This window comes from Streptomyces sp. NPDC000941 (assembly GCF_053599555.1).
In genome coordinates this window covers 23,660-48,485 of the sequence record NZ_JBSFMM010000039.1, presented here as the reverse complement: position 1 = coordinate 48,485, position 24,826 = coordinate 23,660, and the positions used below count along the sequence as shown (strand labels likewise).

General features: G+C 71.5%; 21 protein-coding genes and 1 pseudogene. 9 read left to right on the top strand and 13 right to left on the bottom strand.

What is annotated here, in order from left to right:
* The first annotated feature begins 473 nt into the window (after positions 1-473).
* A complete protein-coding gene (locus ACWDSL_RS15370; RefSeq protein ID WP_450485479.1) occupies positions 474-1,988 on the top strand; it encodes an AAA family ATPase in 1,515 nt (504 codons plus the stop codon).
* An 860-nt stretch (positions 1,989-2,848) separates the two neighbouring features.
* On the opposite strand, the gene ACWDSL_RS15365 is transcribed toward ACWDSL_RS15370, so the two are convergent.
* Complete coding sequence (locus tag ACWDSL_RS15365) at positions 2,849-3,511, bottom strand: DedA family protein (RefSeq protein ID WP_450485477.1); 663 nt, start codon at positions 3,509-3,511, stop codon at positions 2,849-2,851.
* Positions 3,508-4,290, bottom strand: a complete 783-nt coding sequence (locus ACWDSL_RS15360) for an MBL fold metallo-hydrolase (RefSeq protein WP_450485475.1) — start codon at positions 4,288-4,290, stop codon at positions 3,508-3,510. The genes ACWDSL_RS15365 and ACWDSL_RS15360 overlap by 4 nt, the downstream gene beginning before the upstream one ends.
* A 307-nt stretch (positions 4,291-4,597) precedes the next feature.
* Between ACWDSL_RS15360 and ACWDSL_RS15355 the strand changes: the two genes are divergently transcribed.
* Positions 4,598-5,635, top strand: a complete 1,038-nt coding sequence (locus ACWDSL_RS15355) for a dipeptidase (RefSeq protein ID WP_450485473.1) — start codon at positions 4,598-4,600, stop codon at positions 5,633-5,635.
* Between the two features lie 19 nt (positions 5,636-5,654).
* Here ACWDSL_RS15355 and ACWDSL_RS15350 read toward each other — a convergent pair whose 3' ends face one another.
* Genes ACWDSL_RS15350 through ACWDSL_RS15340 form a run of 3 tightly spaced genes read right to left on the bottom strand, consistent with a single transcriptional unit; the run spans position 5,655 to position 7,724 of the window.
* Complete coding sequence (locus ACWDSL_RS15350; protein ID WP_450485472.1) at positions 5,655-6,428, bottom strand: fibronectin type III domain-containing protein; 774 nt, start codon at positions 6,426-6,428, stop codon at positions 5,655-5,657.
* Positions 6,425-7,033: a hypothetical protein gene (locus ACWDSL_RS15345; RefSeq protein ID WP_450485470.1), complete on the bottom strand. Its 609-nt coding sequence runs from the start codon at positions 7,031-7,033 to the stop codon at positions 6,425-6,427. The genes ACWDSL_RS15350 and ACWDSL_RS15345 overlap by 4 nt, the downstream gene beginning before the upstream one ends.
* Positions 7,034-7,046: 13 nt before the next feature.
* Complete coding sequence (locus tag ACWDSL_RS15340; protein ID WP_450485468.1) at positions 7,047-7,724, bottom strand: cinnamyl alcohol dehydrogenase; 678 nt, start codon at positions 7,722-7,724, stop codon at positions 7,047-7,049.
* A gap of 223 nt (positions 7,725-7,947) precedes the next feature.
* Here ACWDSL_RS15340 and ACWDSL_RS15335 point away from each other — a divergent pair, with 223 nt between their 5' ends.
* Both ACWDSL_RS15335 and ACWDSL_RS15330 read left to right on the top strand, forming a co-directional pair.
* On the top strand, positions 7,948-10,098 hold the full coding sequence (locus ACWDSL_RS15335) for a phage holin family protein (RefSeq protein ID WP_450485507.1): 2,151 nt from the start codon (positions 7,948-7,950) through the stop codon (positions 10,096-10,098).
* A 37-nt stretch (positions 10,099-10,135) separates the two neighbouring features.
* Positions 10,136-11,506: an amino acid permease gene (locus ACWDSL_RS15330; RefSeq protein ID WP_450485467.1), complete on the top strand. Its 1,371-nt coding sequence runs from the start codon at positions 10,136-10,138 to the stop codon at positions 11,504-11,506.
* 33 nt (positions 11,507-11,539) lie between these two features.
* On the opposite strand, the pseudogene ACWDSL_RS15325 reads toward ACWDSL_RS15330, so the two are convergent.
* Positions 11,540-12,865 (bottom strand): annotated as a pseudogene (locus tag ACWDSL_RS15325) (MFS transporter); the annotation flags it as partial.
* Positions 12,862-13,446, bottom strand: a complete 585-nt coding sequence (locus ACWDSL_RS15320; protein WP_450485465.1) for a TetR/AcrR family transcriptional regulator — start codon at positions 13,444-13,446, stop codon at positions 12,862-12,864. The pseudogene ACWDSL_RS15325 and the gene ACWDSL_RS15320, both read right to left, overlap by 4 nt.
* Positions 13,447-13,560: 114 nt before the next feature.
* On the opposite strand from ACWDSL_RS15320, the gene ACWDSL_RS15315 reads away from it, so the two are divergent.
* Complete coding sequence (locus ACWDSL_RS15315; protein WP_450485463.1) at positions 13,561-14,325, top strand: hypothetical protein; 765 nt, start codon at positions 13,561-13,563, stop codon at positions 14,323-14,325.
* Between the two features lie 156 nt (positions 14,326-14,481).
* The gene (locus ACWDSL_RS15310; RefSeq protein ID WP_450485461.1) at positions 14,482-14,868 is read left to right on the top strand and encodes a nuclear transport factor 2 family protein; all 387 of its coding nucleotides are present in this window, start codon (positions 14,482-14,484) and stop codon (positions 14,866-14,868) included.
* Between the two features lie 19 nt (positions 14,869-14,887).
* Here ACWDSL_RS15310 and ACWDSL_RS15305 read toward each other — a convergent pair whose 3' ends face one another.
* Complete coding sequence (locus ACWDSL_RS15305) at positions 14,888-15,691, bottom strand: helix-turn-helix domain-containing protein (RefSeq protein WP_450485459.1); 804 nt, start codon at positions 15,689-15,691, stop codon at positions 14,888-14,890.
* Positions 15,692-15,784: 93 nt separating this feature from the next.
* On the opposite strand from ACWDSL_RS15305, the gene ACWDSL_RS15300 reads away from it, so the two are divergent.
* From ACWDSL_RS15300 to ACWDSL_RS15290, 3 genes are all read left to right on the top strand, one after another.
* Positions 15,785-16,090, top strand: a complete 306-nt coding sequence (locus tag ACWDSL_RS15300; RefSeq protein ID WP_450485457.1) for a 4a-hydroxytetrahydrobiopterin dehydratase — start codon at positions 15,785-15,787, stop codon at positions 16,088-16,090.
* Between the two features lie 95 nt (positions 16,091-16,185).
* Positions 16,186-17,487 carry a cytochrome P450 gene (locus tag ACWDSL_RS15295; protein WP_450485455.1) on the top strand — a complete coding sequence of 434 codons (1,302 nt, stop codon included), beginning with the start codon at positions 16,186-16,188 and terminating at the stop codon, positions 17,485-17,487.
* An 86-nt stretch (positions 17,488-17,573) separates the two neighbouring features.
* Positions 17,574-18,512, top strand: coding sequence for a class I SAM-dependent methyltransferase (locus ACWDSL_RS15290; protein ID WP_450485453.1), 939 nt, complete (start codon positions 17,574-17,576; stop codon positions 18,510-18,512).
* A gap of 167 nt (positions 18,513-18,679) precedes the next feature.
* Here the strand turns inward: ACWDSL_RS15290 and ACWDSL_RS15285 are convergent, their stop codons facing one another.
* The 5 genes from ACWDSL_RS15285 to ACWDSL_RS15265 all read right to left on the bottom strand — a co-directional run bounded on the left by ACWDSL_RS15285 (position 18,680) and on the right by ACWDSL_RS15265 (position 24,765).
* On the bottom strand, positions 18,680-19,858 hold the full coding sequence (locus ACWDSL_RS15285; RefSeq protein ID WP_450485451.1) for a S1 family peptidase: 1,179 nt from the start codon (positions 19,856-19,858) through the stop codon (positions 18,680-18,682).
* Between the two features lie 298 nt (positions 19,859-20,156).
* Positions 20,157-20,990, bottom strand: coding sequence for an aldo/keto reductase (locus tag ACWDSL_RS15280; RefSeq protein ID WP_450485449.1), 834 nt, complete (start codon positions 20,988-20,990; stop codon positions 20,157-20,159).
* 190 nt (positions 20,991-21,180) lie between these two features.
* The gene (locus ACWDSL_RS15275) at positions 21,181-21,894 is read right to left on the bottom strand and encodes a hypothetical protein (RefSeq protein ID WP_450485447.1); all 714 of its coding nucleotides are present in this window, start codon (positions 21,892-21,894) and stop codon (positions 21,181-21,183) included.
* Between the two features lie 20 nt (positions 21,895-21,914).
* Positions 21,915-23,741 carry an AMP-dependent synthetase/ligase gene (locus ACWDSL_RS15270; RefSeq protein WP_450485445.1) on the bottom strand — a complete coding sequence of 609 codons (1,827 nt, stop codon included), beginning with the start codon at positions 23,739-23,741 and terminating at the stop codon, positions 21,915-21,917.
* A gap of 166 nt (positions 23,742-23,907) precedes the next feature.
* Positions 23,908-24,765, bottom strand: coding sequence for a LysR family transcriptional regulator (locus ACWDSL_RS15265; protein ID WP_450485443.1), 858 nt, complete (start codon positions 24,763-24,765; stop codon positions 23,908-23,910).
* Positions 24,766-24,826: the final 61 nt, after the last annotated feature.

Genomic DNA, 24,826 nt, shown 5'->3' with positions numbered 1-24,826 from the left:
CGTGGCCGAGGGGGATTATTGCAATAGAGGTGTAGGCTGATGTGAAGGAGACGGAATACCAGGGTTTCTTGAACCAGGACAGCCCTGCTGGGACGGATAATGCGGCGGCTACCGAAAATGCTACCCTGGCTAATTCCATTGTTCCCTCGCAGTATTCGCTGAGATTCTTGGTGCAGTCTGATGGATCGCGGGCTGGCGGCTGCGCCGGAACCTAATTACCCAGAGGCGATCAAGTCGTAACCCTCCGAATTTTTCGGTTGCGCATCAATGTCTCCCGTGAGCGGGTTGCACAGGGGCAAGCGCCGGTCGGCCCGTCGCCTCGCGGTGCGCTCGGCGGCGGGCGCGGGCGCGGGTGTGGCGCCACAGGGCGGGGCGGCTCCAGGACGCTAGCCGAGATCTCCCGAACGACGTTAGGGTCTGCCTAAACGTTATTTGATAGGTTCGACCTGAACAATCTGCGGAGGGGTGGGCTGATGGAAAAGATCGACAAGCCGGGTCGCCTGCTGGACCGTGATCACGAGTGGACGCTGCTGAACGACTTCCTCGCCGATCCCACCCCCGAGTTGCGGCTGGCCATCGTCGCGGGGCGGCGGCGGAGCGGGAAGTCGTTCCTGTTGGAGGCGCTCACGGAGGCAGTGGGCGGGCTTTATCTGACCGCAGTGCAGGAGGAGGGCCGGGTGCCGGCACTGCGCAGGTTCACTGAGGCGATCGCCGCGCACGCCGGCGTGCGACCTGGAGCGATGCGGTTGGATGACTGGCGGGACGTACTCACCGCTGCGCTGGAGGTGGTGAACCGAACGGCGGGGGCACCACTGATCGTGATCGATGAGCTCCCGTATCTCATGCAACACTCACCGGAGATTCCTGGCTTTCTGCAACTGCTCTACGATCAGTCGCAGTCCGGCAGGGCGCCCGGCGGGCGGATCGTGTTGTGCGGCTCTGCCATGAGCGTGATGTCCGAGCTGCTGTCCGGCACCAAGCCGCTGCGCGGCCGGGCTGTGCTGGACCTGCGCGTGCCGGCCTTCGACTACCGCACTGCCCGTACACACTGGGGAGTGGCGGACCCGGGCGTGGCACTACAGGTTGATGCGGTGTTGGGCGGTGCCCCCGGTTACCGGCCGCTGGCCGCCGGGCCGACTCCGCAGAGCGAGGCGGAATTCGGCCCATGGGTGGAGCGCACCCTGTTGAACCCGGGCCGGGCGCTGTACACGCGGGTGGAGGCCGAGTTCCTCCTCCGTGAGGACCCGCGGATCACCCATCGCACGCTGTATTACGACGTGCTGACCACGGTGGCCCGGGGAGCCTCGACCCCTGCGAAGGTCGGGTCGATGCTGGAGCGATCCCGATCCGCCATGGTCGCCCCTCTGGAGGTGCTCGAATCCACCGGGTACATCCGTAAGGAGCAGGACCTCCTCAAGGCACGTCACCCGGTCATCAGCGTGGCGGACCCGGTGATCCGGTTCAACCAGCTGATCACGTTGCCCATGGTGGACCTGGTGGAACGGCGGCGCGGAGGCCAGGTGTGGCAGTCATCCCGGCCGACTTACCACTCAAAGATCCTTGGCCCGCACTTCGAGGAAACCGCACGCGAATGGGTCCGCTCCTTCGCGATGGACGAAACGGGTCTGTCCTTCGGTACAGTTGGCACGGCGGAGATCTCTGACCCGACAGCCCGGACCAAGCACGAGATCGACGTGCTCGCGTTGGCCCTCGGCGAGCGCCCCCAGAGCCCCAGAACGGCCGTCACCCTGATCGGCGAGGCCAAGGCCACCATCCAGCCCCGCGGACTCAAGGACCTCGAGCGCCTGGAACATATCCGAACCCTTCTGGCCGCACAGGGGCATCGCATCGACGATGCGGCCTTGGCCCTCTTCTCTCTGCACGGTTTCCAACAGGATGTCATCGCCGCCGCCGCACGTCGCCGCGACATCCTTCTTGTCGACATCGGCGCGTTGTACGGGGACAGCATGGTGCGTGGCCTGCATTGACATGCGCTCAGAATGCATGCCCACGCATATCGCCGCATAGTGCGTTGCGAGGGTTCTGGCGGTGGCGTAGCGCACCGAGCCTGCACGCTCGAACGCCACGTGGCGGCCACCGCGATCATGGCCGCGACCGCCGACTACTTCGGGCATACGGTCGACGATCTGTGCGGCGCCTCGCGCAGCCGGGTGCCGCCTCCGCGGCCGCGCCGTGGTCACTGTCCCCGGCGGCGCTCCGGCGAGCCCCGTTCACTCCCCGGCTCGTGCTGCCCTCGCCCAACGGATCCGCCATCTCCGCGGCGGCGGGCGGTTCGACGGTGGTGGCGGGCTGCCTGCGGAACGCGGCGGCCGTCGGCCAGTGGCTGGCGCGGAACGGTTACGGGAGCCCGGAACGGCCGCTTGGGCGTGCCTGTGCTGTGACCGGGAACCGACGGACTCGTGAAGGCCCCGTCGGTGAGCACGGGCACGATCGCGGAGGCGCCTCGGCCGGCCGGGCGCTGCCGCCGCGGACGGAAAGGACCGCCGGAAGATCACCGGCCTGACCACACCCTGGAGGCCGGCGACGAACCTTTTCAGCTCTGCCTCGCCGCCCAGGACGTGCCAGGCCCTCCCGGGGATATGGACACTGACCCGGTGGGCGTAGCCGGACAGGCCCCGGAGCCGTTCGGCCGCGAGCGCGCAGTCGGTGTCCTTGTCGGAGCGGGCGTCGAGGTAGCTCTGGAGGTGGTTCCGGGCTTCCTGTTCGGTGCCGAAGGTCTGGGCGTGGAAGGCGACCTTGAAGCCGTGCGTTGCGGCTGTGTCCGGTGCTACTGACGCCCAGTGCCATTCCCCCATGGGGGGAGACTAGCCGGGGTGTACGCGAGCGGTCAGCTCGTCGCCTCGCCGTGTGCCTCGCGGCGGGCGCGGGTGCGGCGCCAGAGGGTGGGGGCGGTGCTGAGGAGGACGGTCAGGGCGATCGCGGCGGCAACGCCCTCCCAGGGCCTGGCGAAGAGCGAGCCGCCCAGGATGCCGATGAGGGCGTAGGCACCGGACCAGGCCAGGACCGCCGGGGCGTCGCCGCGGGCGAAGCGGCGCATCGGCATACGGGAGAGGAGGCAGGCCAGCATCACCGGGATGCGCCCGGCGGGGAGGAGACGGGAGAGCACCAGCACCGCGACCCCGTGCTCGTCGAGGCGGGTGCGGGCCTGCGCCAGGCGTTCGGGGGCGGCGCGGCCCTGGAGCTGGGCGAGCCAGCGGGAGCCGTTCTTCGAGCTGAGGCCGCGGCGGCCGAGCCAGTACAGGGTGATGTCGCCGAGGAAGGCCGCGAAGGATGCCACACCGAAGACGACCAGCAGCGACAGGGGCGGCACGCTCTGGTGGATCGCCACCACCGCCGCCGAACTGACCACCGCGCCCGTCGGCACCACCGGCACCAGTGACCCCAGCACCACCAGCAGGAACAGCGAGGGATAGCCGACCGCCTGCTGGGTCGACTCGGGCGGCACGCCGCGCGCGAGCTCGCCGATGCCGTCGAGTACTTGGCCGGTCATCCGGTGGTCTCCAGGTGTACGCATTCGCCGTGCCGCAGCGCATGCACCACCGCGTCGGGGGCCAGCCGTCCGGCGTGCCGGACGAAGTCGTCGCCGGGGGAGTGGAATTCGTGCGGCCGGATCCCGTCGAGGCCGATCGGCCAGTACGTGCCGTAGTGCACGGGCACCGCGCTGCGCGCGCCCAGCCGGGCGAGCGCCTGGGCGGCCCGGTGGGCGTCGAGGTGGCCGTGGCCGAGGTAGGGGCCCCAGCCGCCGACCGGCAGCAGCGCCACGTCGCAGTCGCCGACCGCCCGCGCCATGCCGTCGAAAAGACCGGTGTCGCCCGCGAAGTACGTCGTGGACTCGCCCCGCAGGACGTAGCCGAGCGCGGGCACCCGGCTCGGCCCGTACGGCAGCCGTCTGCCGTCGTGCGCGGCCGGTACGGCCCGGATCCGCACCTCGCCCACCGCGATCTCCTCGCCCGGCCGCATCTCCGTGACCCGCAGCTCCCGCGCCCGGGCCACCCGCCGCAGCCCCGGCACGGCCCGCCCGGCGCCGCGCGGCACCACCAGCCGGGTGCCGGGGCGCAGCCGCATCAGCGAGGGGAGGTGGAGGTGGTCGGCGTGCAGATGGGAGACCAGCGCGACCTCGGCGACCTCGGCCGCGGGCGGCGGCACGGGCCCCCGGCGGCGGCGCAGATGCGCCAGCCGCCGTACGAACAGCGGGTCGGTCAGCACGCGCACGCCGGAGTCCCGCACGGTGGTGGTGGCATGCCCCCACCAGGTGATCTCCACCGACACTCGGACCCTCCCTCATGGCGCCGCCCGGACCGTGCCGCCCGGACTGTGCCGTCCGGACCGGCGGACGTACGTCCCCACATCGGGCGGGGGCGTGTGCGCCTTCGTCCGATCCTCTCACCGTCCTGGGAGACGGCGGACGGCGCGGGGTCGCGCGGGACCGGATTCCTCCCCGTCGGATGTTCGAATATTCCGTGGCCCGGCGCCCCACCCGTACGGCACCATGGCCCCGTTTCCTGCCTCGCCCCGGCCCTGACCTGAACTGACCTGACCTGAACTGACCTGACCTGACCTGAAGGAAAGCCTGCACGTGACCCTGGACCCGCATCTGGAACTGCACCGCCGCGCGGTGGTCGCCGACGCCCATAACGACCTGCTGATCGCGGTCACCGCCCGCCCGCCGCACCGCTGGGCCTCCTTCTTCCGTGACCAGTGGCTGCCCCAACTGCGCGAGGGCGGGGTGGATCTTCAGGTGCTGCCGGTCTTCATCGAGGACCAGTTCCGCCCCGAGGGCGCGCTGCGCGAGACGCTGCGGATGATCGAGTGTGCGCACACCCTGGCCGAGGGCAACGCGGACGAGGTACGGCTGTGCCTGGACGGGGACGACGTCGACCGCGCCCTGGACGAGGGCAAGATCGCGCTGGTCCTGGCGCTGGAGAGCGCCCCAGGGCTGGATGCGAACGTGGAGCTGATCCCGACCCTGCACCGGCTCGGGGTGCGCATGGCGTCCATCGCGCACTGGGGCCGTACCGCCCTGGCCGACGGCAGTGGCGAGGACGCCACCGGCAGCCGGCTCACCGAGGCGGGGGTGGCGGCGCTGGCGGAGATGGAGCGCCTGGGGATCCTCTTCGACGTGTCCCATCTGGGCGCCTCGGGCGTCGCCCATGTGCTGGAGCTGGCCACCCGGCCCGTGCTGGCCACGCACTCCTCCGCCCGCGCCCTGCTCGACCACCACCGCAATCTCACCGACGAGCAGATCCGCGGCCTTGTCGCGACCGGTGGCATGGTGTGTGTGAACTTCCTCGGCGAGTTCGTGGCCACCGACCCGGCCGAGCGCACGGTGGACCGGCTGGCCGATCACATCCTGCATATCGTCGAGGTCGCGGGCGTGGACCGGGTGGGCCTTGGGCCCGACTTCATCAAGGAGGTCAGCGCGGACACCAGCCCGCCGTGCTGCGAGGACCTGGAGTACGCCGAGCTGGTGGTGCCGGGCCTCGAAGGCCCCCGCGGGCTGCCGCTGGTGACGGAGGCGCTGGTCCGCAGGGGCCTGCCCGAGGGCGACATCCTCAAGATCCTCGGCGGAAACGTCCTGGAGCTGTTCCGCAAGGAGCTCGGCCGCCCCGCGTAAGCCCGTACCTGCTCGTTTGTCACTGCTCCGGTGCGGATCCCGTCTTCAGGTGTACGACGTTGGACGCCTTGCCGTAGGAGAAGGCCCGCACCCGGTATGTGGCCCGCTTCTCGTTCGGGAGGGTGATCAGGCCGAAGGAGTTGATGTCCCGGTCCAGGACGGCCACCGGCCGGAAGCGGTCGCCGCCCTGTGGCCGGTCCTCCAGCAGATAGCCCTGCTCGTCGGAGGCGTGGTCGGTCCAGGTGAACCGGATGCCGTTGGCGTGCATGACGGTCGCCTTCAGCCCGGTGGGGGCGGCCGTCCGCGCCGTGGCGGCGTCTTTGACGGAGCCGGTGTGCACGGCCGTTTGGCGCAGCGTCCGGGGCGGCGCCCACTCGTGGTCGCTCTTCTGCTCCTTCGCCGTGAAGTCGCCCTTGGGCAGCCGCACCTCGACCGGCCGCGAGGCGGGCCCGTAGTAGGGGCGGACGCGGTAGTAGAAGGGCGTCTGCGGCATCAGATCGGGGTGCCGGTACGAGGTCTGGCCGAGCGGGACGTACTCCAGGATCGTGTACGGCCCCTCGGGCGCGGTCGCGAACTCCACGATCCGCCCGGCGGCCCCCGGCTCCGTGCCCGTCCACCTCAGGGTGGCGTCCACCGGCGAGGTCAGGGTGGCGGTGAGCCTGGTGCCGGGGGTGGCGGTGGCGGAGGTAGGGGCCGGTTCGGCGGAGCGGGCGGTCGGCTGCGGCGACGAGCAGCCGGCCAGGGCGGCGGCGACGAGGGCCGCCGCCGCCAGGGCTCTGCGCGCGCCGCTCACTTGCGCCAGAACTTGACGTTGCTCCACACCACCGTGGCCGGGCCGTTGCCACTGCTGGTGCGGTAGGCGCCGAACTTGTCGTAGAAGCTGCCGCCGGGGCTGTCGACGGTGTGTTTCAGCGATCCGTTGATGTAGGTGCGGTGTTCCTTGCCCACCTGGTGCACGGTGTTCACCCGCACCGTCGCGCCGACGGTCCCGGCGTTCGAGAGGGTGTCCCCGCCGTGCACGGCGTACAGCCGCCCGCCACGCTCGACGGCCAGCATGAAGTACGGGCCCGCGCTGCCGTCCGTGTCGTTGAACGTCTGCTTCAGGCTGATCCGGGTGCCGCCCATGCTGGTGACCTTGAAGTACCCCTCGAACTGGTGGGTGCCACCGGTGTAGGTGTCATACCGCCGCTCGGCGCGCTGGTCCCCGCTCGCCGTCGAGCAGGTGAGCTTGAAGGTCAGATCGTCGACCTGGCCGCAGCCCCGCTCCTGCACCTTGAATCCGGGGGATTCCGAGGTCCAGCCGCCGGGCTCGACCTCGGCGTGGGCGGCGGTCGGAGCCGTCAGCAGCAGTCCGCAGGCGGCCGAGATCGAGGCGATGGCGCGGTGTTTCACGGACATGTCTCGCGCTCCTCTACTTGACCCAATAGTGGATGTTGCGGAAGCGGGCCTCGGCCCGGCCACTGCCGTGGTGGTACACACCGTTCTTGAAGTGGCGGGTCGCGGATCCCCGGTCGGCGACGGTCAGGACCAGCTGGTCGTCGGCGTAGACCTGGATCTTTCCGGCGTCCGCGTCGTGCGCGACCTTCAGGTTCCACCACTTGTTGTAGACACCGGACTTGATGACCTGGTCCGTGTAGCGCTTGACGGTGCCGCCGTTCTCGCTCGACACCCGCAGCATGATGTCGGTCGCGGGGGTGCCGGAGGGGTGCTTGACCCGCAGGATCTGCATGAAGTCCGCGCCGTTGGTGCCGGACGGGATGTACACATCGGCGTCCCACATGTGCTTGCCCGAGGTGTACTCCTGATTCCAGCGCATCTCGGTGCGCGGATCGGTCGAGCTGCCCTCTTCCAGGGGCTCGTCCGTGGAGTACACCCACATGGTGTGTGTCTTGGTGCCCGAGTCGTAGCGGTAGCGCTCGCTGAGGTCGAGGTTCCAGGGCTTGTGCATGGCGTAGGTGAAGGACTTCTGCTGCCAGCCGTCCGTCGGCGCGGTCGCGGTCGCTGTCGCCGGTGTTGCCGATGCCACGCCGGTCAGCGCTCCCATGAGCGCGGCGACGGCGATGGCCACTCTGGTGCGTAACGCGGGCATGTGATCGTCACCTCCAGTCGATCTCTGGTCGATTTCGAGTCGATTGATCATGGTCTAGACCAAGAGTCACGGTAGGCCGGTGCGCATGGCGTGTCCATATCAATGAACGAGATTCTTATAGAGAAACGCCACGGCCGGGCCCCGAGATCCGCTGTGACAGGCTGGGGGCCGGTCCGCGAGTGCCGAGCGGGCGTGGAAACGCGAGGTGAGTGACGGCGTGCAGATGCCCCGTTGGAAGTCCGTGGGCGCGGCCCTGCTGCGGGTGCTCGCGGTGTGGGCCGTGTCCACGCTCACCATGCTGGCCCTCGCGGGCATCCTGCCCGACTTCCGGCTGCAGTCCGCCGACGGGGACAGCACCACCCGGATCGCGATCACCGCGGCGAGCGGCGCCGGGGCCTTCGGTCTGCTCAGCGCGCTGGTGTGGCCACTGCTGGTGCGGGCCCTGCTGCTGGTGCCCGCGTTCGTGCTCGGGCTGCTGGTGTTCGTGCTCAACGGCTCGCTGCTGCTGGTCGCGTTGAATCTGATCCCGGACGGGCGCGGCGCCGCCGAGCCGGAGACCGCCGTGGTGGTCGCGGCCGTGATGTCCGCCGCGTCCTCGGCGACCAGCACCTTCCTGGCCGTACGGGACGACGGCGCCTACCGCCGGCGGCTGGCGCGGCTCGCAGACCGCAGACAGGGCAGTCGGCGCAGACAGGGCGGGACGGGCGGGCCGCCGCAGCCGCCCGGGACGGTGTTTCTGCAGATCGACGGTGTGGGACACGATGTGCTGCGGGACGCGGTGCGGCCCCGTGGCAACCGGCCGCCGATCATGGAGACGGTCGCCGGCTGGGTGGACACCACCCATACGCTCACCCCCTGGCGCACCGACTGGTCCAGCCAGACCGGTGCCAGCCAGCTCGGCATCCTGCACGGCTCCACCGAGGACGTGCCCGCCTTCCGCTGGTACGAGAAGGAGGCCCGGCAGGTCATCGTCAGCAACCGGCCGACCAGCGCGGCCGAACTGCAGCGCCGCGCCGCGGCCCGCACCGGGGACGGGGGACTGCTCACCGTCGACGGGGCCAGCCGCGGCAACCTGTTCACCGGCGGCGCCGAGGAACTGGCCCTGGTGCTCTCGGTGGCCGCCCGGCGTGGCCGCCACAACCGCTCCCGCAGCGGCTACTTCGCGTACTTCAGGGACCCCGCGAACGCCACCCGCACCGCGGGCTCCTTCCTCGCCGAGATCTTCCGCGAGCTCGCCCAGTCGGCGCGCGCCGGACTGCGCCGCGAGACGCCGCGGGTGGCGCGGGGCGGGCTGTACCCGTTCATCCGCGCCTTCGCCACCGTCGTGGAGCGCGATGTCGTGGTCGCCGCGGTGATGGGGGACATCCTGTCCGGGCGCACCGCGATCTACGCCGACCTGGTGGCGTACGACGAGGTCGCCCACCACTCCGGGCCGCGCAGCCGCGACACCCACCAAGTGCTGCGCCGCCTCGACCGCAGCGTCGCGCTGATCGCCAAGGTCGTCGAGCACGCACCGCGCGACTACCGCATCGTGCTCCTCTCCGACCACGGGCAGAGCCCCGGCGCCACCTTCGCCGACGCCTACGGCCTCACCCTGGAGGACCTGGTGCGGGCCGGCTGCGCACTGCCCGTGCCCCGGCAGGCCGGGCGTACGCCGAGCGGCGCCGAGGCGCGCGAGGCGGCGCGCGCCGCGCTGCGCAGGCCCGAGCGGGACGGCGACGGACACGGTCCGTCCGACCCGGTGGTGCTCGCCTCCGGCAACCTGGGTCTTGTCTCCTTCCCCGATGTGCCGGGCCGGATGAGCCGCGAGGAGATCGACCGCCGCCACCCCGCGCTGCTGCGCACCCTCGCCGACCACCCCGGTGTGGGCTTCCTGCTCGTACGGTCCGAGCGGCACGGCGCGGTGGTGCTGGGCGCGGACGGCGCCGAGCACCACCTCGACACCGGCCGGGTCGTGGGGCGCAGCCCGCTCAAGGCCTTCGGCGACGGCGCCGTGGCCGCCGTACGGCGCACCGCGCGCTTCGCGAACGCCCCCGACATCATGGTCAACTCCGCCTACGACCCGGCCACCGGCGAGGTGCACGCCTTCGAGGGGCAGATCGGCTCGCACGGCGGGCTCGGCGGGGCGCAGAGCCACCCCTTTCTGCTGTGGCCCATCGAGCTCAGCCCGCCCATCCGGCCGGGGGAGCAGCTGGTGGGGGCCGAGCGGGTGCACGCGGTGCTGCGGCGCTGGCTGCGGGAGGCGGACGGACCGCAGGTCCCGGAGACCCCATCGGCCCCGAAGGTCCCGGAGAGTGAGGAATCACGGCTGCTCGGCGATGTCACCGCAGCATCTCCGGCGGCCCCGCCGCCCGTGCCGGACAAAACGCGGTGATTTGGTGCGCCATGCATGATTCCCCGACCATGGCGGAATGCATGACCCGCACCACGCCCGCCGCTTCGGCCTGCCCACGGCGACCGCGCTCGTCATGGGCAACATCATCGGTGGCGGCATCTTTCTGCTGCCCGCCTCCGTCGCCCCGTACGGCACCGTCAGTCTGCTCGCCTTCGTCGTCCTGACCGTCGGCGCGGTCGCGCTCGCGCTGGTCTTCGGGCGGCTGGCGGAGCGCGATCCGCGCACCGGTGGGCCGTACGTCTACGCGCGCGCGGCGTTCGGCGACTTCGCGGGATTCCTGTCCGCCTGGTCGTACTGGACCATGACCTGGGTCAGCAACGCGGCGCTTGCCGTGGCGGCCGTCGGCTATGTCCATGTGCTCGCCCCCGGCCATGAGTCCAAGGGTGTCGACCTGGCCGTGGCGCTGCTCGCGCTGTGGCTGCCCGCGCTCGCGAACCTTGCGGGCACGCGATGGGTCGGCGCGGTGCAGATCGTCTCCACGGTGCTCAAGTTCGTGCCGCTGCTCTTCGTCGCCGTCGCCGGGCTCTTCTTCTTCGACCCGGACAACCTCGGCCCGTTCCACTCCGGCGGCGGCAGCGCGGTCGGCGGCCTGTCGGCGGCGGCCGCGATCCTGCTCTACAGCTATGTGGGCGTCGAATCGGCGTCGATGAGCGCGGGCGAGGTGCGCGACCCGGAGCGCAACGTCGGGCGGGCCAGTGTGCTGGGCACTGTTGGCGCCGCCGTGGTCTATCTCGTCGGCACCCTGTCGGTCTTCGGCACCGTCGCCCACCGGGACCTGGTGAACTCCACGGCGCCCTTCTCCGACGCCGTGAACGCCATGTTCGGCGGCTCCTGGGGCGGCACCCTCATCGCGCTGGCCGCCGTGGTGTCCATCGTCGGCGCGCTCAACGGCTGGATCCTGATGAGCGCCCAGGCACCGTACGCGGCCGCCCGCGACGGGCTCTTCCCCGCCGCGTTCGCCGCCAAGCGGCGCGGTGTGCCGACCTTCGGCGTGCTCGTCGGCACCGTCCTCGCCTCGCTGCTCACCGTTCTGAACTACACCTCAGGCTCGGGCGGGGTCTTCGAGTCCCTGGTCCTGATCACCACCTTCTCGGCGACCGTCCCGTATCTGCTGGCCGCCGGCGCCCAGGTCCACTTCCTGCTGTCGGGGCGCCGGGACGAGGTGCGCGCCGGCCGCTTCGTCCGGGACCTGGTCCTCGCGCTGCTCGGCTTCGGCTTCTCCTTCTGGCTGGTCGCGGGCGCCGGATACGCCGCCGTGTACCAGGGCACGCTCTTCCTCTTCGCCGGTGTGCTGGTCTACATCCTGATGGCCGCCCGCCGCGCCGCCACCCGGGCCGGCACCGCTGCGGAGACGGTTCCCGCGGACGGCGCGCGCCCGGCCGCGTGACCCGTCGCCCGACCCGCCGACTGACCCGTCGCCTGGCCCGGGAAGCGCGGCGGCCAGCGGCACCCCGGCCGCGGCGACGGCCGCCAGGACCACCAGCGTGGTGGCCGCCGTGGTGAGGGCCATCAGCATGGTCGCCGCGGCGACGCCAAGCGCCGGGCCGACGTTCAGGGCGGTCTGCTGAAGCCCGCCGGCCACCCCGGCGTGGTCCACCTGCGCATGGCGCACGATCACGGCCGTCGCGGTGACCATCACCGCGCCGAACCCGGCGCCGATCGCAAGGAAGCAGCCGCCGATCGCCACGGCCGTGGACTCCTCGTCGAGCCGGGAGAACAGCAGCACGCCGAGGGCGAGCAGCGCCGTCCCCGCCACGGCCGTCCGCCGGGGTCCGTACCGGCGCAGCAGTACGGCGCAGACGGGCGCGCCCAGCACCATCATCGCGGGCAGCGGCAGCGCCCTCAGCCCGCTCTGCAGCGGGTCGAGCGCGAGCACGTCCTGGAGGAAGTACGTGCCGAGGAACAGTGCCCCGAACACCGCGGCCGACGCCGCCACCAGGACGCCGAGCGCCGGGGCGACGGCCGCCGAGCGCAGCAGGCCCGGCGGCAGCAGGGGGTGCGCGGTGCGCCGCGTATGCCGGGCGAACGCACCGCCCGCCGCTGCCGCGGCGAGGACTCCGAGCGCGGTCGCCGCAGTCCAGCCCCTGTCCGGCAGCGCGACGAGCGTGTACACCACGGATGCCAGGGTCAGCGCGAGGAGGAGGGCGCCGGGCAGATCGAGCGGGAGGTCGGCGGTCCGCTTGGGCTCCGGGATCCGGACGAGGAGCGCCAGGACACCGATCAGCAGCGCGGGCGCCACGGTGAGGAAGAAGACGGAGCGCCAGCCCAGCTGGTCCGTCAGCGCCCCGCCGATCAGCGGACCGGTCGCGGCCGCCAGCCCGATGGCGCTGGTGCGCAGCGCGATGGGCATACCGATCCGGTCCGGCGGGTACGCGGCCCGCAGCATCCCGAGCGTGGCCGGTTGCAGCAGCGCGCCGAACACCCCTTGGACGACGCGCAGACCGATCACCCAACCCACCCCGGGCGCCAGCCCGATGCCCGCCGACGCGGCGGCGAAGCCCAGGGTGCCGAGGGCGAACAGCCGCTGATGGCCGTAGCGGTCACCCAGGCGGCCGGCGAACACCAACAGGCCCGCCACCGCGATGAGATAGCCGGTGCTGGTCCACTGCACCGCGGCGAACGAGGCGTGCAGATCCCGCCGCATATCGGGCTGCGCGATGGTCAGCACGGTGCCGTCCAGGGCGACGATCGCGGCCCCGCCGACGCTTGCGACAAGCGTGAGCATCCGCTGGTACGAGGGCTTCATCGCCGCTCCGGTCCGAGATGCGCCTCCAGCGCGGCGCGCAGCAGCGGTTCGACGTCGTCGGTGCCCGTCGCGAGCTGGAGGCTGCCCCACCCCCACAGCTGGGCGATGCCGTGCAGATTGGCCCACAGCGCGCCCGCGACGATCTGGGGCGGGGCATCGACCGCGGGCCGTGCCCGGGCGACCAGATCGACCAGCACCTCGAAGAGCGGCAGGCTGGTCTCGCGCAGCCCGAGGTGGTCGCTCTCCAGCAGGTCATGGCGGAACATCAGCTCGAACATGCCGCGGTTGGTCAGGGCGAAGTCGAGGTAGACCCGCCCCAGCGCCATCAGTTGGGCGCGCGGCTCCACCCGTCCGTCCCCGACCGCCTCGGCGACCCCGGCGGCCAGCTCGGCGAAGCCCTGGCGCGCGATCGCGGACAGCAGCGCCAGGTGGGTGGGGAAGTAGCGGCGCGGGGCTCCGTGGGAGACCCCGGCCCGGCGGGCGATCTCCCGCAGGGACAGGGACTGCATCCCCTCCCTGGTCACCAGATCCACGCCGACCTCGATCAAACGGGACCGCAGCCCCGTGTCGTGCTCGTTCATAGACACTGTCTACCAGGTGAGGTAGACAGTGTCTACTCGGGCCATTCAGGGGCCTGTTGGGCGAGAATGATGCGCCAACGCTTCTGTGACGACATGTAACGACGTGAGGCCGACATGACCGAGCAGCACCCTCCGACGCCCCCTCAGCCCGCGGGCGTCCCGCCCCAGCCCGCTGGCATCCCACCTCAGCCCGGACAGCACCCCGCCGCGCATCCGGCCGCGCCCCCGCGGCAGGGCCGGATCTCGCTGCGCCACCCGTTGGTCACCGGCGCGATCGGCCTCGTGGTCGGCCTCGCCGCGGTCGGCATACCCGTCATGCTCTCGGACGACGACGACGGCGACGGCGGCGGGGGCTTCGGCGGCGGGGGCGGCGGGGCCGAGCTCAGCGCTCCGGCGAAGCTCGACGGGCTCAGATCCTTCGCCGACCTCCAGCGCGCGGCAGGCGTCCCCAAGGCCAAGGAGATGGCGGACGGCATCGCCGAGGAGGACCGCAGGAGCGGCGAGCGGCTGTCCGAGGCGTACGGCGGTGCCGCCGCCGTGGTGAAGCGGTACGCCGACGACGGCGTCCTGACGACCGCCACGCTTGTCGCGGTCCGCAGCCGGTCCCCGAAGCCGTACGTCCCCGACCAGGACCCGAAACGACTCGGTCTGGAAAAGCCACAGGACGAGCTCAAGACGATCGGCGACGTGTCCTGCGTGCTCTACAACGAGCCCACCGCGGCCGGTTCCGAGCCCAGGAAGGAGTCCGTGCACGTCACCTACTGCCAGCGCACCGGCGACGGGCTCACCGTCCAGATCCGCCCGGTCGGCAGCGGTATGGCCAACCAGCCCGAGAAGGTCGCGGCCCTGGTCGAGAAGGCCTGGTCGAAGCTGTCCTGAGCTGGGCCGCTCAGCGCCAGGCCATCGCCATTACCTGGCGGGTAATCGACCGGGCGAGCCGTCGGCGGCATGGTTGGGGCATCGGGTTCCGGGCCGGCGCACTCCGGCTCGGAACCCGGCCTCACCAGCACTTTTCATCATGAGGAGAGCCCTGCCATGACCGCGCAGACCCAGTACGAGACCGCCATCGCCCGCTACTTCGAGGCGTGGAACGCGACCGACGCCGAGGCCCGCTCCAAGGCCGTCGCCGCCGCCTGGACCGAGGACGGCAGCTACACCGACCCGCTCGCCGCCGTCAGCGGCCACGACCAGCTGGCGGCGGTCGTCGCCGGGGCCCAGGAGCAGTTCCCCGGCTTTGTCTTCCAGCACACCGGGACCGTCGACGGCCACCACGACACCGCCCGCTTCACCTGGGAGCTGGTCTCGACGGCCGACGGCTCGGCGCCGGTCGCCGGGTTCGATGTGATCACCCTGGCCGAGGACGGCCGGATCCGCTCCGTCCTCGGCTTCCTGGACCGTATCCCGGCGGCGCCTACGGCATGAGCGCCTACGGCCTGAGCGCCTACGGCATCAGCCGCCGCAGGGTCTGCGCCGTCTCCGGGTCGGCCGGGAGAAGGGTCTCGATCGCCAGCTCGGAGACGGTGACGTCCATGGGGGTGTTGAAGGTCGCGATCGTGGACACGAAGGACAGCACATGTCCGGCGTGCTCGATCACCATCGGCAGCGCGAACGGCGCGTGGTCGCCGCCCGTGGCCGCCCGCTCCTGGCCCCCCGAGCCCAGCGGATAGGCGCTGACCTCGTCGTACAGCTTGCGCAGCGGCGAGGACCGCATCAGCGCCAGATGCCGCTCCATCTGCTCCAGCAGATGGCCCCGCCACTCGCGCAGATTGAGGATGCGCGGGGCCAGGCCGTCCGGGTGCAAGGTGATGCGCATCGCGTTCATCGGCGGCCGCAGGAGGTGGTCCGCGACCCCCTCGAGCAGCATCGCCATCCCCTGGTTCGCGGCCACCACCTGGTACATGCCGTCGACGACGATGGCCGGGTACGGGTCGTAGCCCGTCAGCAGCCGCTCCAGCCCCTCGCGCAGCGGGCCCATCGACGGGTCGTCCACAGAGGTCTCCGGGTAGTGCGGAGCGTAACCGGCCGCGATCAGCAGGGCGTTGCGCTCCCGTACGGGTACGTCGAGGTGTTCCGCGAGGCGCAGCACCATCTCCTGGCTGGGCCTGGCCCGTCCGGTCTCGATGAAGCTGATGTGGCGGGCGGAGGAGTCGGCGCGCAGTGCGAGCTCGAGCTGGCTGATCCGCCGCCGGTCCCGCCATTCGCGCAGCAGTGCGCCCACCCCCGGGGCAATCACGGCACTCGTCATGCCCCGACGGTAACCGAACACGCGTCTGCGCCTCGCGTGTGGCCCGCACGGTGCGTGGGAAGGTGGGGGCAGTCGCGACGAAAGGGGCGCCCCATGGCAGTCCAGCCGCTGTCGAACGAGGAGATCGAGCGGGGTCTGGAGGACCTTCCCGGCTGGTCGCTGCGGGACGACCGGCTGGTGCGCGGATACTCCTTCCCCGGACATCCGGCCGCGGCCCGTCTGGTGGCCGAGGTCGCCGAGGCGCAGGAGGAGCTGGGGCACCACTCCGACCTCACGCTCGGCTACAACAAGGTCGGCGTCTCGGTGAACACGCACAGTGTCGGCGGCAAGGTGACCGAGCTCGACTTCCGGCTCGCCCACCGCATCGAGGACATCGCCCGAGGACAGGGTGTGTCCTAGAACCCCGCTTTTTGATAAGGATGTTGGCCTGCTCTGATCACTTCGTTAGCCTCCCGGCAGCCCCCCAGATACGCCGCTCCGAGGAAGACGACGCAGTGACGAACCCCCAGGACCCGCAGGCCCCGCAGGACACTCAGGCCCCTCAACCCCCGCGCAGCGCACCGGATACCCCGCCCCCGGGCTGCCCCGCCCACGCCGCACGGCTGTACGGGCCGGACTTCCGGCGGGAGCCGGCCGAGACGTACCGGCGGATACGACGCGAGGGGCAGGTCACCCGCGTCCTGCTCGAAGGCGACGTCCCCGTCTGGTTCGTCGTCGGCTACCGCGAGACCCGCCAAGTGCTGAACGACGTCGAGACCTACGGCCGCGACCCGCGCCGCTGGAACGGCTGGGACAGCGTGCCGCCGGACTGGTCCCTCATGCCATGGGTGCGGTACACCCCGATGATGCCCTTCACGGAGGGGGAGGAGCATCTGCGGCGCGCATCGGCCGTCAGCGAGGTCCTGTCCGCCCTCGACCCGTTCGTGCTGCGCGGGCACTGCGAGCGCTTCGCCGATCAGCTGATCGACAAGTTCGCCGTGACCGGCCGGGCGGATCTGGTGTACGACTACATCTACTCGGTGCCCACCCTCGTCATGGGCGAGGTGTTCGGCCTGGCCGAGGACGAGGACGGACTGGCGGTCCTGGCGGAGGGGCTGACCTCCTCGTTCGTCTCCGGCGAGGACGCCATGGCCGCTCAGCAGCGGGCCGCCGCGTATGTGGCGGGGCTGGTCAAGGCCAAGCGCGAGGCGCCGGGCCCCGACCTCACCTCGCGGTTCATCCAGAGCACCCCGAACCTCACCGAGGAGCAGCACATCGCGGACGTGATGATGCTGATGGGCGCGGCGCTGCCGCTCACCTCGTACTGGATCGGCAACACCCTCCGGCTGCTGCTCACCGACGAGCGCTTCGCCACGACCCTCACGGGCAACCGCCGCAGCATCGGCGAGGCCATGAACGAGGTGCTGTGGGTGGACGCCCCGCTCCAGAACCTGATCGGGCGGTACGCCACCCGTGACACGGTCCTCGGCGGTCAGCGCATCCGCACCGGCGACCTCGTCGTCCTCGGCCTGGCCGCCGCCAACGCCGACCCGCTGCTGTGGCCCGACGGCCACGTCGGCCACGCCGGGAACCACTCCCATGTCGCCTTCAGCGCCGGCGACTACGGATGCCCGGTGGGCGGCCCCGAGATGGCCAGGATCATCGCGGAGACGACGATCGAGGTGTTGCTGGACCGCGTTCCGGACCTGGAGCTCGCGGTGGCCCCCGAGGAGCTGAGGTGGATGGACTCCGTCTGGTACCGCTATCTGGAGTCGCTGCCCATCACCTTCACCCCCACCGGAGTCACGGGGGGCTGATTCCGCCCCGGGGCAGGTGGCGGCCCGCCTTGCCGAATCGGCAACAATGTTTGTCGATCCGGCGGGGCGGGAGCAGGCTCTGCGGCATGAGCGGACACCAGCACACCCACACCGACCACACCCATTCACCTACCCATTCCCACACCCACGGCGGCCCCGCCCATGCCGATGACGCGCACCCGGACTGGGCCGCCTTCGGGGAACTCCTCGAACTGAGCGCGGATGTTCACACCCCCGCCGTCGAGCAGACCGCCGAGTGGCTGCGCGGGCTCCTCGGGCTCGAAGGGGGACACGTACAGCGCGCGCTCGACATCGGCAGCGGGCCCGGCGGCGCCGCGTGCGTGTTCGCCCGCGCCTTCCCCGAGGCCGAGGTGGTGGCCGTGGACGGCAGCCCGGAGCTGCTGGCGCGGGCCCGCGACCGCGCCGCGCGGCTCGGGGTCGCCGACCGCGTACGGACCCACCTGGCCGAACTGCCCGAGGGGCTGGCTGAGGTGGGGGAGGCGGAGCTGATCTGGTCCAGCAAGGCGGTGCACCACCTGGGGGACCAGCAGGGCGCCCTCGACCGGCTCGCCGCCGCGCTGCGCCCCGGCGGGGTGCTGGCCGTGGCCGAGGGCGGGCTGTCGCTGCGCGCGCTGCCCCGCGACATCGGCATCGGCCGCCCCGGCCTGCTGACCCGGCTCGACGCGCTGCAGGAGGAGGGGTTCGCCGAGATGCGGACCGGGCTGCCCGACGCCAAGGAGACGACCGAGGACTGGCCGGCCATGCTCGCGGCGGCCGGGCTGACCGGGGCCCGCAGCCGCAGCTTCCTGACCGACCTGCCCGCACCGCTCGACGCCCCGGCCCGCCGTCTGCTGCACGCCGACCTGACCCGTTTGTCCGACCATCTGACCGACCGCCTCGACGCAACGGACCGCGCCACGATCGGCCGGCTGCTCGACCCGGACGACGAGGCGGGCGTGCTGCGCCGGCCGGATGTGTTCTGGCTGAGCGCGCAGACCGTCCACGCGGCGGTCAAGCCGCGGTGATCAGGTCCCGGTGACAAGGACCCGGTGACGTGGGCTCGGTGACAAGGACCCGGTGACGTGGGCTCGGTGACAAGGGCCCGGTGACGTGGGCTCGGTGACAAGGGCCCGGTGAGCCGGCCGTGGGCAGGCCCCGGTGGCCGGGGCCTGCCCACGGCGCGTCAGGTCCCTCAGCCGGTGGTGAGGGTGAGGCCGTACGCCTCGAGGATCGGGTTCACCGGCTGGAAGTACGTGGTGCCGCCGGCCGTGCAGTCGCCGGAGCCGCCCGAGGTGACGCCCTGGGCCTGGCTGCCGGAGATGTACGAGCCGCCGGAGTCGCCGGGCTCGGCGCATACGGTCGTCCGGGACAGCCCGCTGACCATGCCCTCGGAGTACCGCACACTGGTGTCGAGCTGTTCGACCGTGCCGCAGTGCCAGCCGGTCGTCGAGCCGGAGCGGCAGACCGAGGAGCCCACCGGCGCCTCCTGGGAGCCGGCGACCGTGACGACGGAGCCGCCGGGGCCGAGCACCACGGGCTTGGGCGTCCAGGTGCTGTTGACCGCCACCCAGGCGTAGTCGTTGCCGGGGAAGCGCGACGCCTGGAAGGTGCCCTGGGCGGCCTTGTTGACGCCGGTGGTGGTGGCGCCCGCCTCGCCGCAGTGGCCCGCGGTGACAAAGCCGCCCTGGGAGCCCTTCGCCACCGAGAACCCGATCGAGCAGCGCGCGGTGCCGTTGATGTAGTACGCCTCGCCGCCGCGTACATCGTCCAGCGGCTTCGGCTGCTCGGCGGACTCCACGATCCGGACCATGCCGCGGTCCACGCCGCTGGCGGTGACGAAGGCCGAGGCCTGGTCGGGGTCGGCCGACTGCACCACCACGCTGTTGCTCTTCACATCCACGTACCAGACGGCGGCGGCCGCGGCCGACGGCGCGCCGTGCTCGGCGGCGCGGTCCAGGGTGCCCTTCGCGGCGGTGAGGTCGTCGAGGCTGTGGTTGACCGTCACGGGCTTGGCGCCGGCGGCGGTGATCATGCCGTGCCGGCCCTGGTCGGTCGTGGCGACGGTGAGCTCGGCGGTCTTGCCGGTCACCCACGCTCCGCCGAACGCGGTCCCCAGACTCCTGCGGAGGGCGGGGGTGGCCGTACCGGCCCGGTACTCGTTGCTGATCCGGGCCCTCGCCTCGTCGGCCGTGAGGCCGAGGTCGCGCCGCATCGCGTCCAGCATCTCGGCGGGGAGCTCGGCGGGGGCCCCGGCGGTGGGGCCGGGCGCCGCCGCGGCGGATGTCGCCAGGGCGGGTATGGCGGTCAGGGAGAGAGCGGCGATGGCGATGGCACAACCAGCGGTGAGGGCAGGTGTGTGTCTGCGGAGCATCGGGTGTCTCCTCGTGTCGTGGGGGCTTGCGCCAACGTAAGCCGCCCCGACACACGCCGCCCACCTGCCCGCTCTCCCCGGTTGCGGCCGGCGGCAACACCCGGCACGACCGCCCGTGGGCCCGCTCCCAAGCCCGTCGCCGGAGGCGGCCCGGCGCCCAGTTGTTGACGGCCGGGGCGCGAGGACGCCACCCGAACAGCCGCCGCCGATCCAGCGGTTGCGCGATCCAGCGGTTACGCGAGTGCCCCCGCTCTGCGGGCAGGGCGGGGGCACTCGAAGGGCCGGGCAGGGCTCGGCATCACACCAGGTTGAAGGTGTCCGGGTCCGGGCCGAGGCGGTTGCCGGCGTCCATCGCGTTGATCGTCGCGAGGTCCTGGGCGTCCAGCTCGAAGTCGAACACGTCGATGTTCTCCGCGATGCGGGACGGCGTGACCGACTTGGGGATCACCACATTGCCCAGGTCCAGGTGCCAGCGCAGCACCACCTGGGCGGGGGACTTGCCGTGCTTCTCGGCGATGGCCCCCAGCCGGTCGTCCTCCAGCAGGCCCTTGCCCTGGCCGAGCGGGGACCAGGCCTCGGTCACGATGTTGTGCCGGGCGTTGAAGGCGCGCAGCTCCGACTGCTGGAACTGCGGGTGCAGCTCGACCTGGTCGATGACCGGGGCGATCTCGGTCTCCGAGAGCAGTCGCTGGATATGGGCGGGGTGGAAGTTCGAGAGGCCGATGGCCTTGGCGCGGCCCTCGGCGGCGATCTTCTCGAACGCCTTCCACGTGTCCACGTACTTGTCGACCCCCGGCACCGGCCAGTGGATCAGATACAGGTCCACGTAATCGAGGCCGAGCTTGGACAGCGAGGTGTCGAAGGCGCGCAGGGCGGAGTCATAGCCCTGCTCGGCGTTCCAGAGCTTGGTGGTCACGAACAGCTCGTCGCGCGGGATGCCCGACGCGGCGATGGCCCTTCCCGTGCCCTCCTCGTTGCCGTAGATCGCGGCGGTGTCGATGCTGCGGTAGCCGGCGTCGAGCGCCGTACGGACCGCGACAGCCGCCTCGTCGTCCGGGACCTGCCAGACGCCGAAGCCGAGCTGGGGCATCTGGACGCCGTTGCTGAGGGATATGAAGGGGACCTTGCTCACGAGCGGTCGATCCTTACGTCGAATGCGGGTACGTACAACGTCAGAGAGAACGGTTAAGGGGAGTGTCGTATTCCCGTTCGGGCCGCTCCGTACGTTGCTTCCCGGCACGCCCCCGCACCACACCCCCGGGCCGTCGGCGGTCCGGCTCACGGCGACCGCTTTGGCCGCCGTGGACCGGAACGCGCGGTCCTCACCCCGCGGCGAGCAGCAGCGGTTCGGGGAGCTCCGCCCGGAATCGCCGCCGCATATGCCCTTCGCGCACCGTCGCGCCCACCTCGACGGCGGCATGGCTGACCGTGGCGCGCGGCGCCCGCACCACCATGGCCAGCCGGTAGGTGCCGCCGATGCCGGCCGTGGGGGTGCGGCGGATCTCCCAGCCCGGGTCGGACCTGAGCTCGCGCCGTGCCTCCAGACAGACCCGTGCGCCCCGCGCGGCTCGGTCCTGCCCGACGAACCCCAGCCGCGGGCCGAGGTGGGCCGGACCGGTGGCCCGGGCCTCCCCGCTGAGCTGCAGCGGGAGCATGGACCAGGCCACCGGCTGGAAGGCGGCGCGGCGATTTCCGGCCGGTTCGGCCGAGAGGGTCAGATCGAGATTGACCGTTTGCAGTTGAGGACTGGCTGCTTCTTGTGCGCAGCTGACCGAAAGATGCACCAAGTGGTACGCCGCACTGTGTGCCTCATCGGCCTTGTTGGCCTCCGATTCCACAAATGCCTTGAGCTCCGGAACCCGGCCCACGAGTTCCGTCGTCACCGGCACGGACAGCGGCCCGCCCAGCGTGACCCGCCCGGCCAGGGCGGCGGCCGCGGCGGGCCGCCGTGGGACATGGCCCGAAGGCCCGCAGATTTCCTCGGATACCAGTGCCAGCTCGCGCTCGGGAAGTTCGGGGAGAATGATGTCGATCATTTCCGTGCCCCCTTTGCGGCTCAGGATTGGTAGAGCGCCTCGATTTCGACGGCATACGCCTGCTCGATCGCCTTCCGCTTCAATTTCAGCGAAGGCGTCAGGAGACCATGCTCCTCCGAGAACTGAGCTGCAAGTATTCGGAACGTACGAATCGACTCGGCTTGGGAGACCAGCGTGTTGGCCGCGACCACCGCCCGCCGGATCTCCAGCTCCAGCTCCGGCTCGCGGACCAGCTCCTGCGCGGGCAGTTCCGGCCGGCGGCGCATCGCCAGCCAGTGCGCGACGGCGTCGGCGTCCAGCGTGATCAGCGCCGCCACATACGGCCGGTCGTTGCCGACCACAATGCACTGGGCGACCAGCGGATGCGCCCTGATCCGCTCCTCCAGGACCACCGGCGACACGCTCTTGCCGCTGGAGGTCACCAGGATCTCCTTCTTCCGCCCGGTGATCGTCAGATAGCCGTCGTCGTCCAGGGTGCCCAGGTCGCCGGTGGCCAGCCAGCCGTCCCGCAGCACCGCGTCGGTCGCCTTGGGATCGCTGAGATAGCCCTCGAAGACCTGATCGCCCGACAGCAGGACCTCGCCGTCGTCCTCGATGTACACGGCGGTGCCCGGCAGCGGAACGCCCACCGTGCCGAAGCGGGTCCGGTCGGGCGGGTTGGCGACGGCCGCCGCGGTGGTCTCGGTGAGCCCGTACCCCTCGAAGATCGTGACGCCCGCGCCCGCGAAGAACAGCCCGAGCCGGCGCTCCATGGCCGAACCGCCCGAGAAGGCGTGCCGGACCCGGCCGCCCATCGCCGCCCGCACCTTGCTGTAGACGACCTTGTCGAAGAACTGGTGCTGCATGCGCAGCGAGGCGCCGGGCCCGGGCCCGATGCCAAAGGCCTTGGCCTCCTGCGCCTCCGCGTACCGCACCGCGACGTCCACGGCCTTGTCGAACGGGCCCAGCCGGCCCTCCGCCTCGGCCTTTCTGCGGGCCGCCGCGAAGACCTTCTCGAAGATGTACGGCACGGCCAGGAAGAACGTCGGCCGGAACGACTGCAGATCGGGCAGCAGCGCGGCCGCGGTCAGGTTCGGCTGGTGGGCCAGTTTCACCCGGCCGCGGATCGCGGCGACCTCCACCATCCGGCCGAAGACATGCGCGAGCGGCAGAAACAGCAGCGTCGCGGCCTCGTCGCCCCGCTTGGAGTGGAAGACCTCCTCGTACAGGGCGACCACGGTCTCGCACTCGGCCATCAGATTGGCGTGGGTGATGACACAGCCCTTGGGGCGGCCGGTGGTGCCCGAGGTGTAGACGATGGTCGCGGGGTTCTCGGGCTGCAGCGCTTTGCGGTGGCGGTGCACCACGTCGTCGTCCAACGATGCCCCGGCCGCGGTCAGCTCGTCCACCGCGCCCGCGTCCAGCTGCCACAGCCGGGTCAGCATCGGCAGCCGCCCGATCACCGAGCCGATCGTCATGGCGTGGTCCTCGTGCTCCACGACACAGGCGGAGACATCCGCGTCATGCAGCATCCAGAAGACCTGCTCGGCGGAGGAGGTGGGATACATCGGCACGCTCTGCGCCCCGATGGACCACAGCGCGAAGTCGAACAGCGTCCACTCATAGCGGGTACGCGACATGATGGCGACGCGGTCGCCGAAGCGCACGCCCTGGGCCAGCAGCCCCTTGGCGAGCCCCATCACCTGGTCACGGAACTCGCCCGAGGACACATCGAGCCACTCGCCGTCCGCTGTTTTGCGGCTCAGCGCCACCCGGTCCGGATCCGCGTCCGCATGGTCGAACACGGGATCCGCCAGGCCTCCGGTCTGCGGCGGGCTCGTCAACGGGGGGACGGTGAACTCGCGCAATGACTAGCTCCTTGAAGCGCTCCGCACAGCGCCGTGACCGTATCTGATCTGGGGCTATGAGCCCGTTGTGCGGCTCATGTGTGACGGCTTTCTCCACCGAATCTCTCCCATCAGGGCACAGATCGGGGCGCCGGGTCAATGCCTCACGCACGGGTTGGTGCGCTGGTCAGGGCACGGGCCCGGCCAGGATCGCGGCGGCCAGCCGGTCGGCCGCGGCCCGGGCCGCGGAGTCCCGCTGCCGCCTCCCGTGCAGCAGTACGAACTCCACCGGGCCGAGCTCGGGCAGCCCGGCCCGGTCCGGGATGCGCGTCAGGCCGGGCGGGATCAGGCCGCGGGTATGCGCCATGACGCCCAGGCCCGCGCGCGCCGCGGCGACCAGCCCGTTGAGGCTGCCGCTCGTGCATACGATCCGCCAGGGCCTGCCGTGCCGCTCCAGCACCTCCAGGGCGCGGGCCCGGGTGAGGCCCGGCGGCGGGAAGACGATCAGCGGCAGGGGGCGGTCGGGGTCAAGACGCAGCCGCTCGGAGCCGATCCACACCAGCTTGTCCCGCCATACCAGGCGGCCCCCCGGCCGCTCCTCGGACCGCTTGGCCAGCACCAGATCCAGCTTTCCCGCCGCCAGCCGCTCATGCAGCGTGCCCGACAGCTCCACGGTCAGCTCCAGGTCCACCTCGGGGTGGTCGCGGCGGAACCCCTCCAGGATCTCCGGGAGCCGGGACAGTACGAAGTCCTCCGACGCGCCGAAGCGCAGCCGCCCGCGCAGCCGGGTGCCCTGGAACCAGCTCGCCGCCCGCTCGTTCGCCTCCAGGATCGTCCGGGCGAAGCCCAGCATCGCCTCGCCGTCCTCGGTCAGCTCCACCCCGTGGGTGTCGCGGGTGAACAGCGGCCGGCCGACCTCGTCCTCGAGCTTGCGCACATGCTGGCTGACGGTGGACTGGCGCAGCCCGAGGCGGTGGCCGGCCTGGGTGAAGCTCAGCGTCTGGGCGACCATGAGGAACGTGCGCAGCTGGGACGGGTCGTACACACCGCAAGTGTAGGCGGGGGCCATCGCGGTTCGCGATGACAGTCAGAGCAGTCAGTGGGAT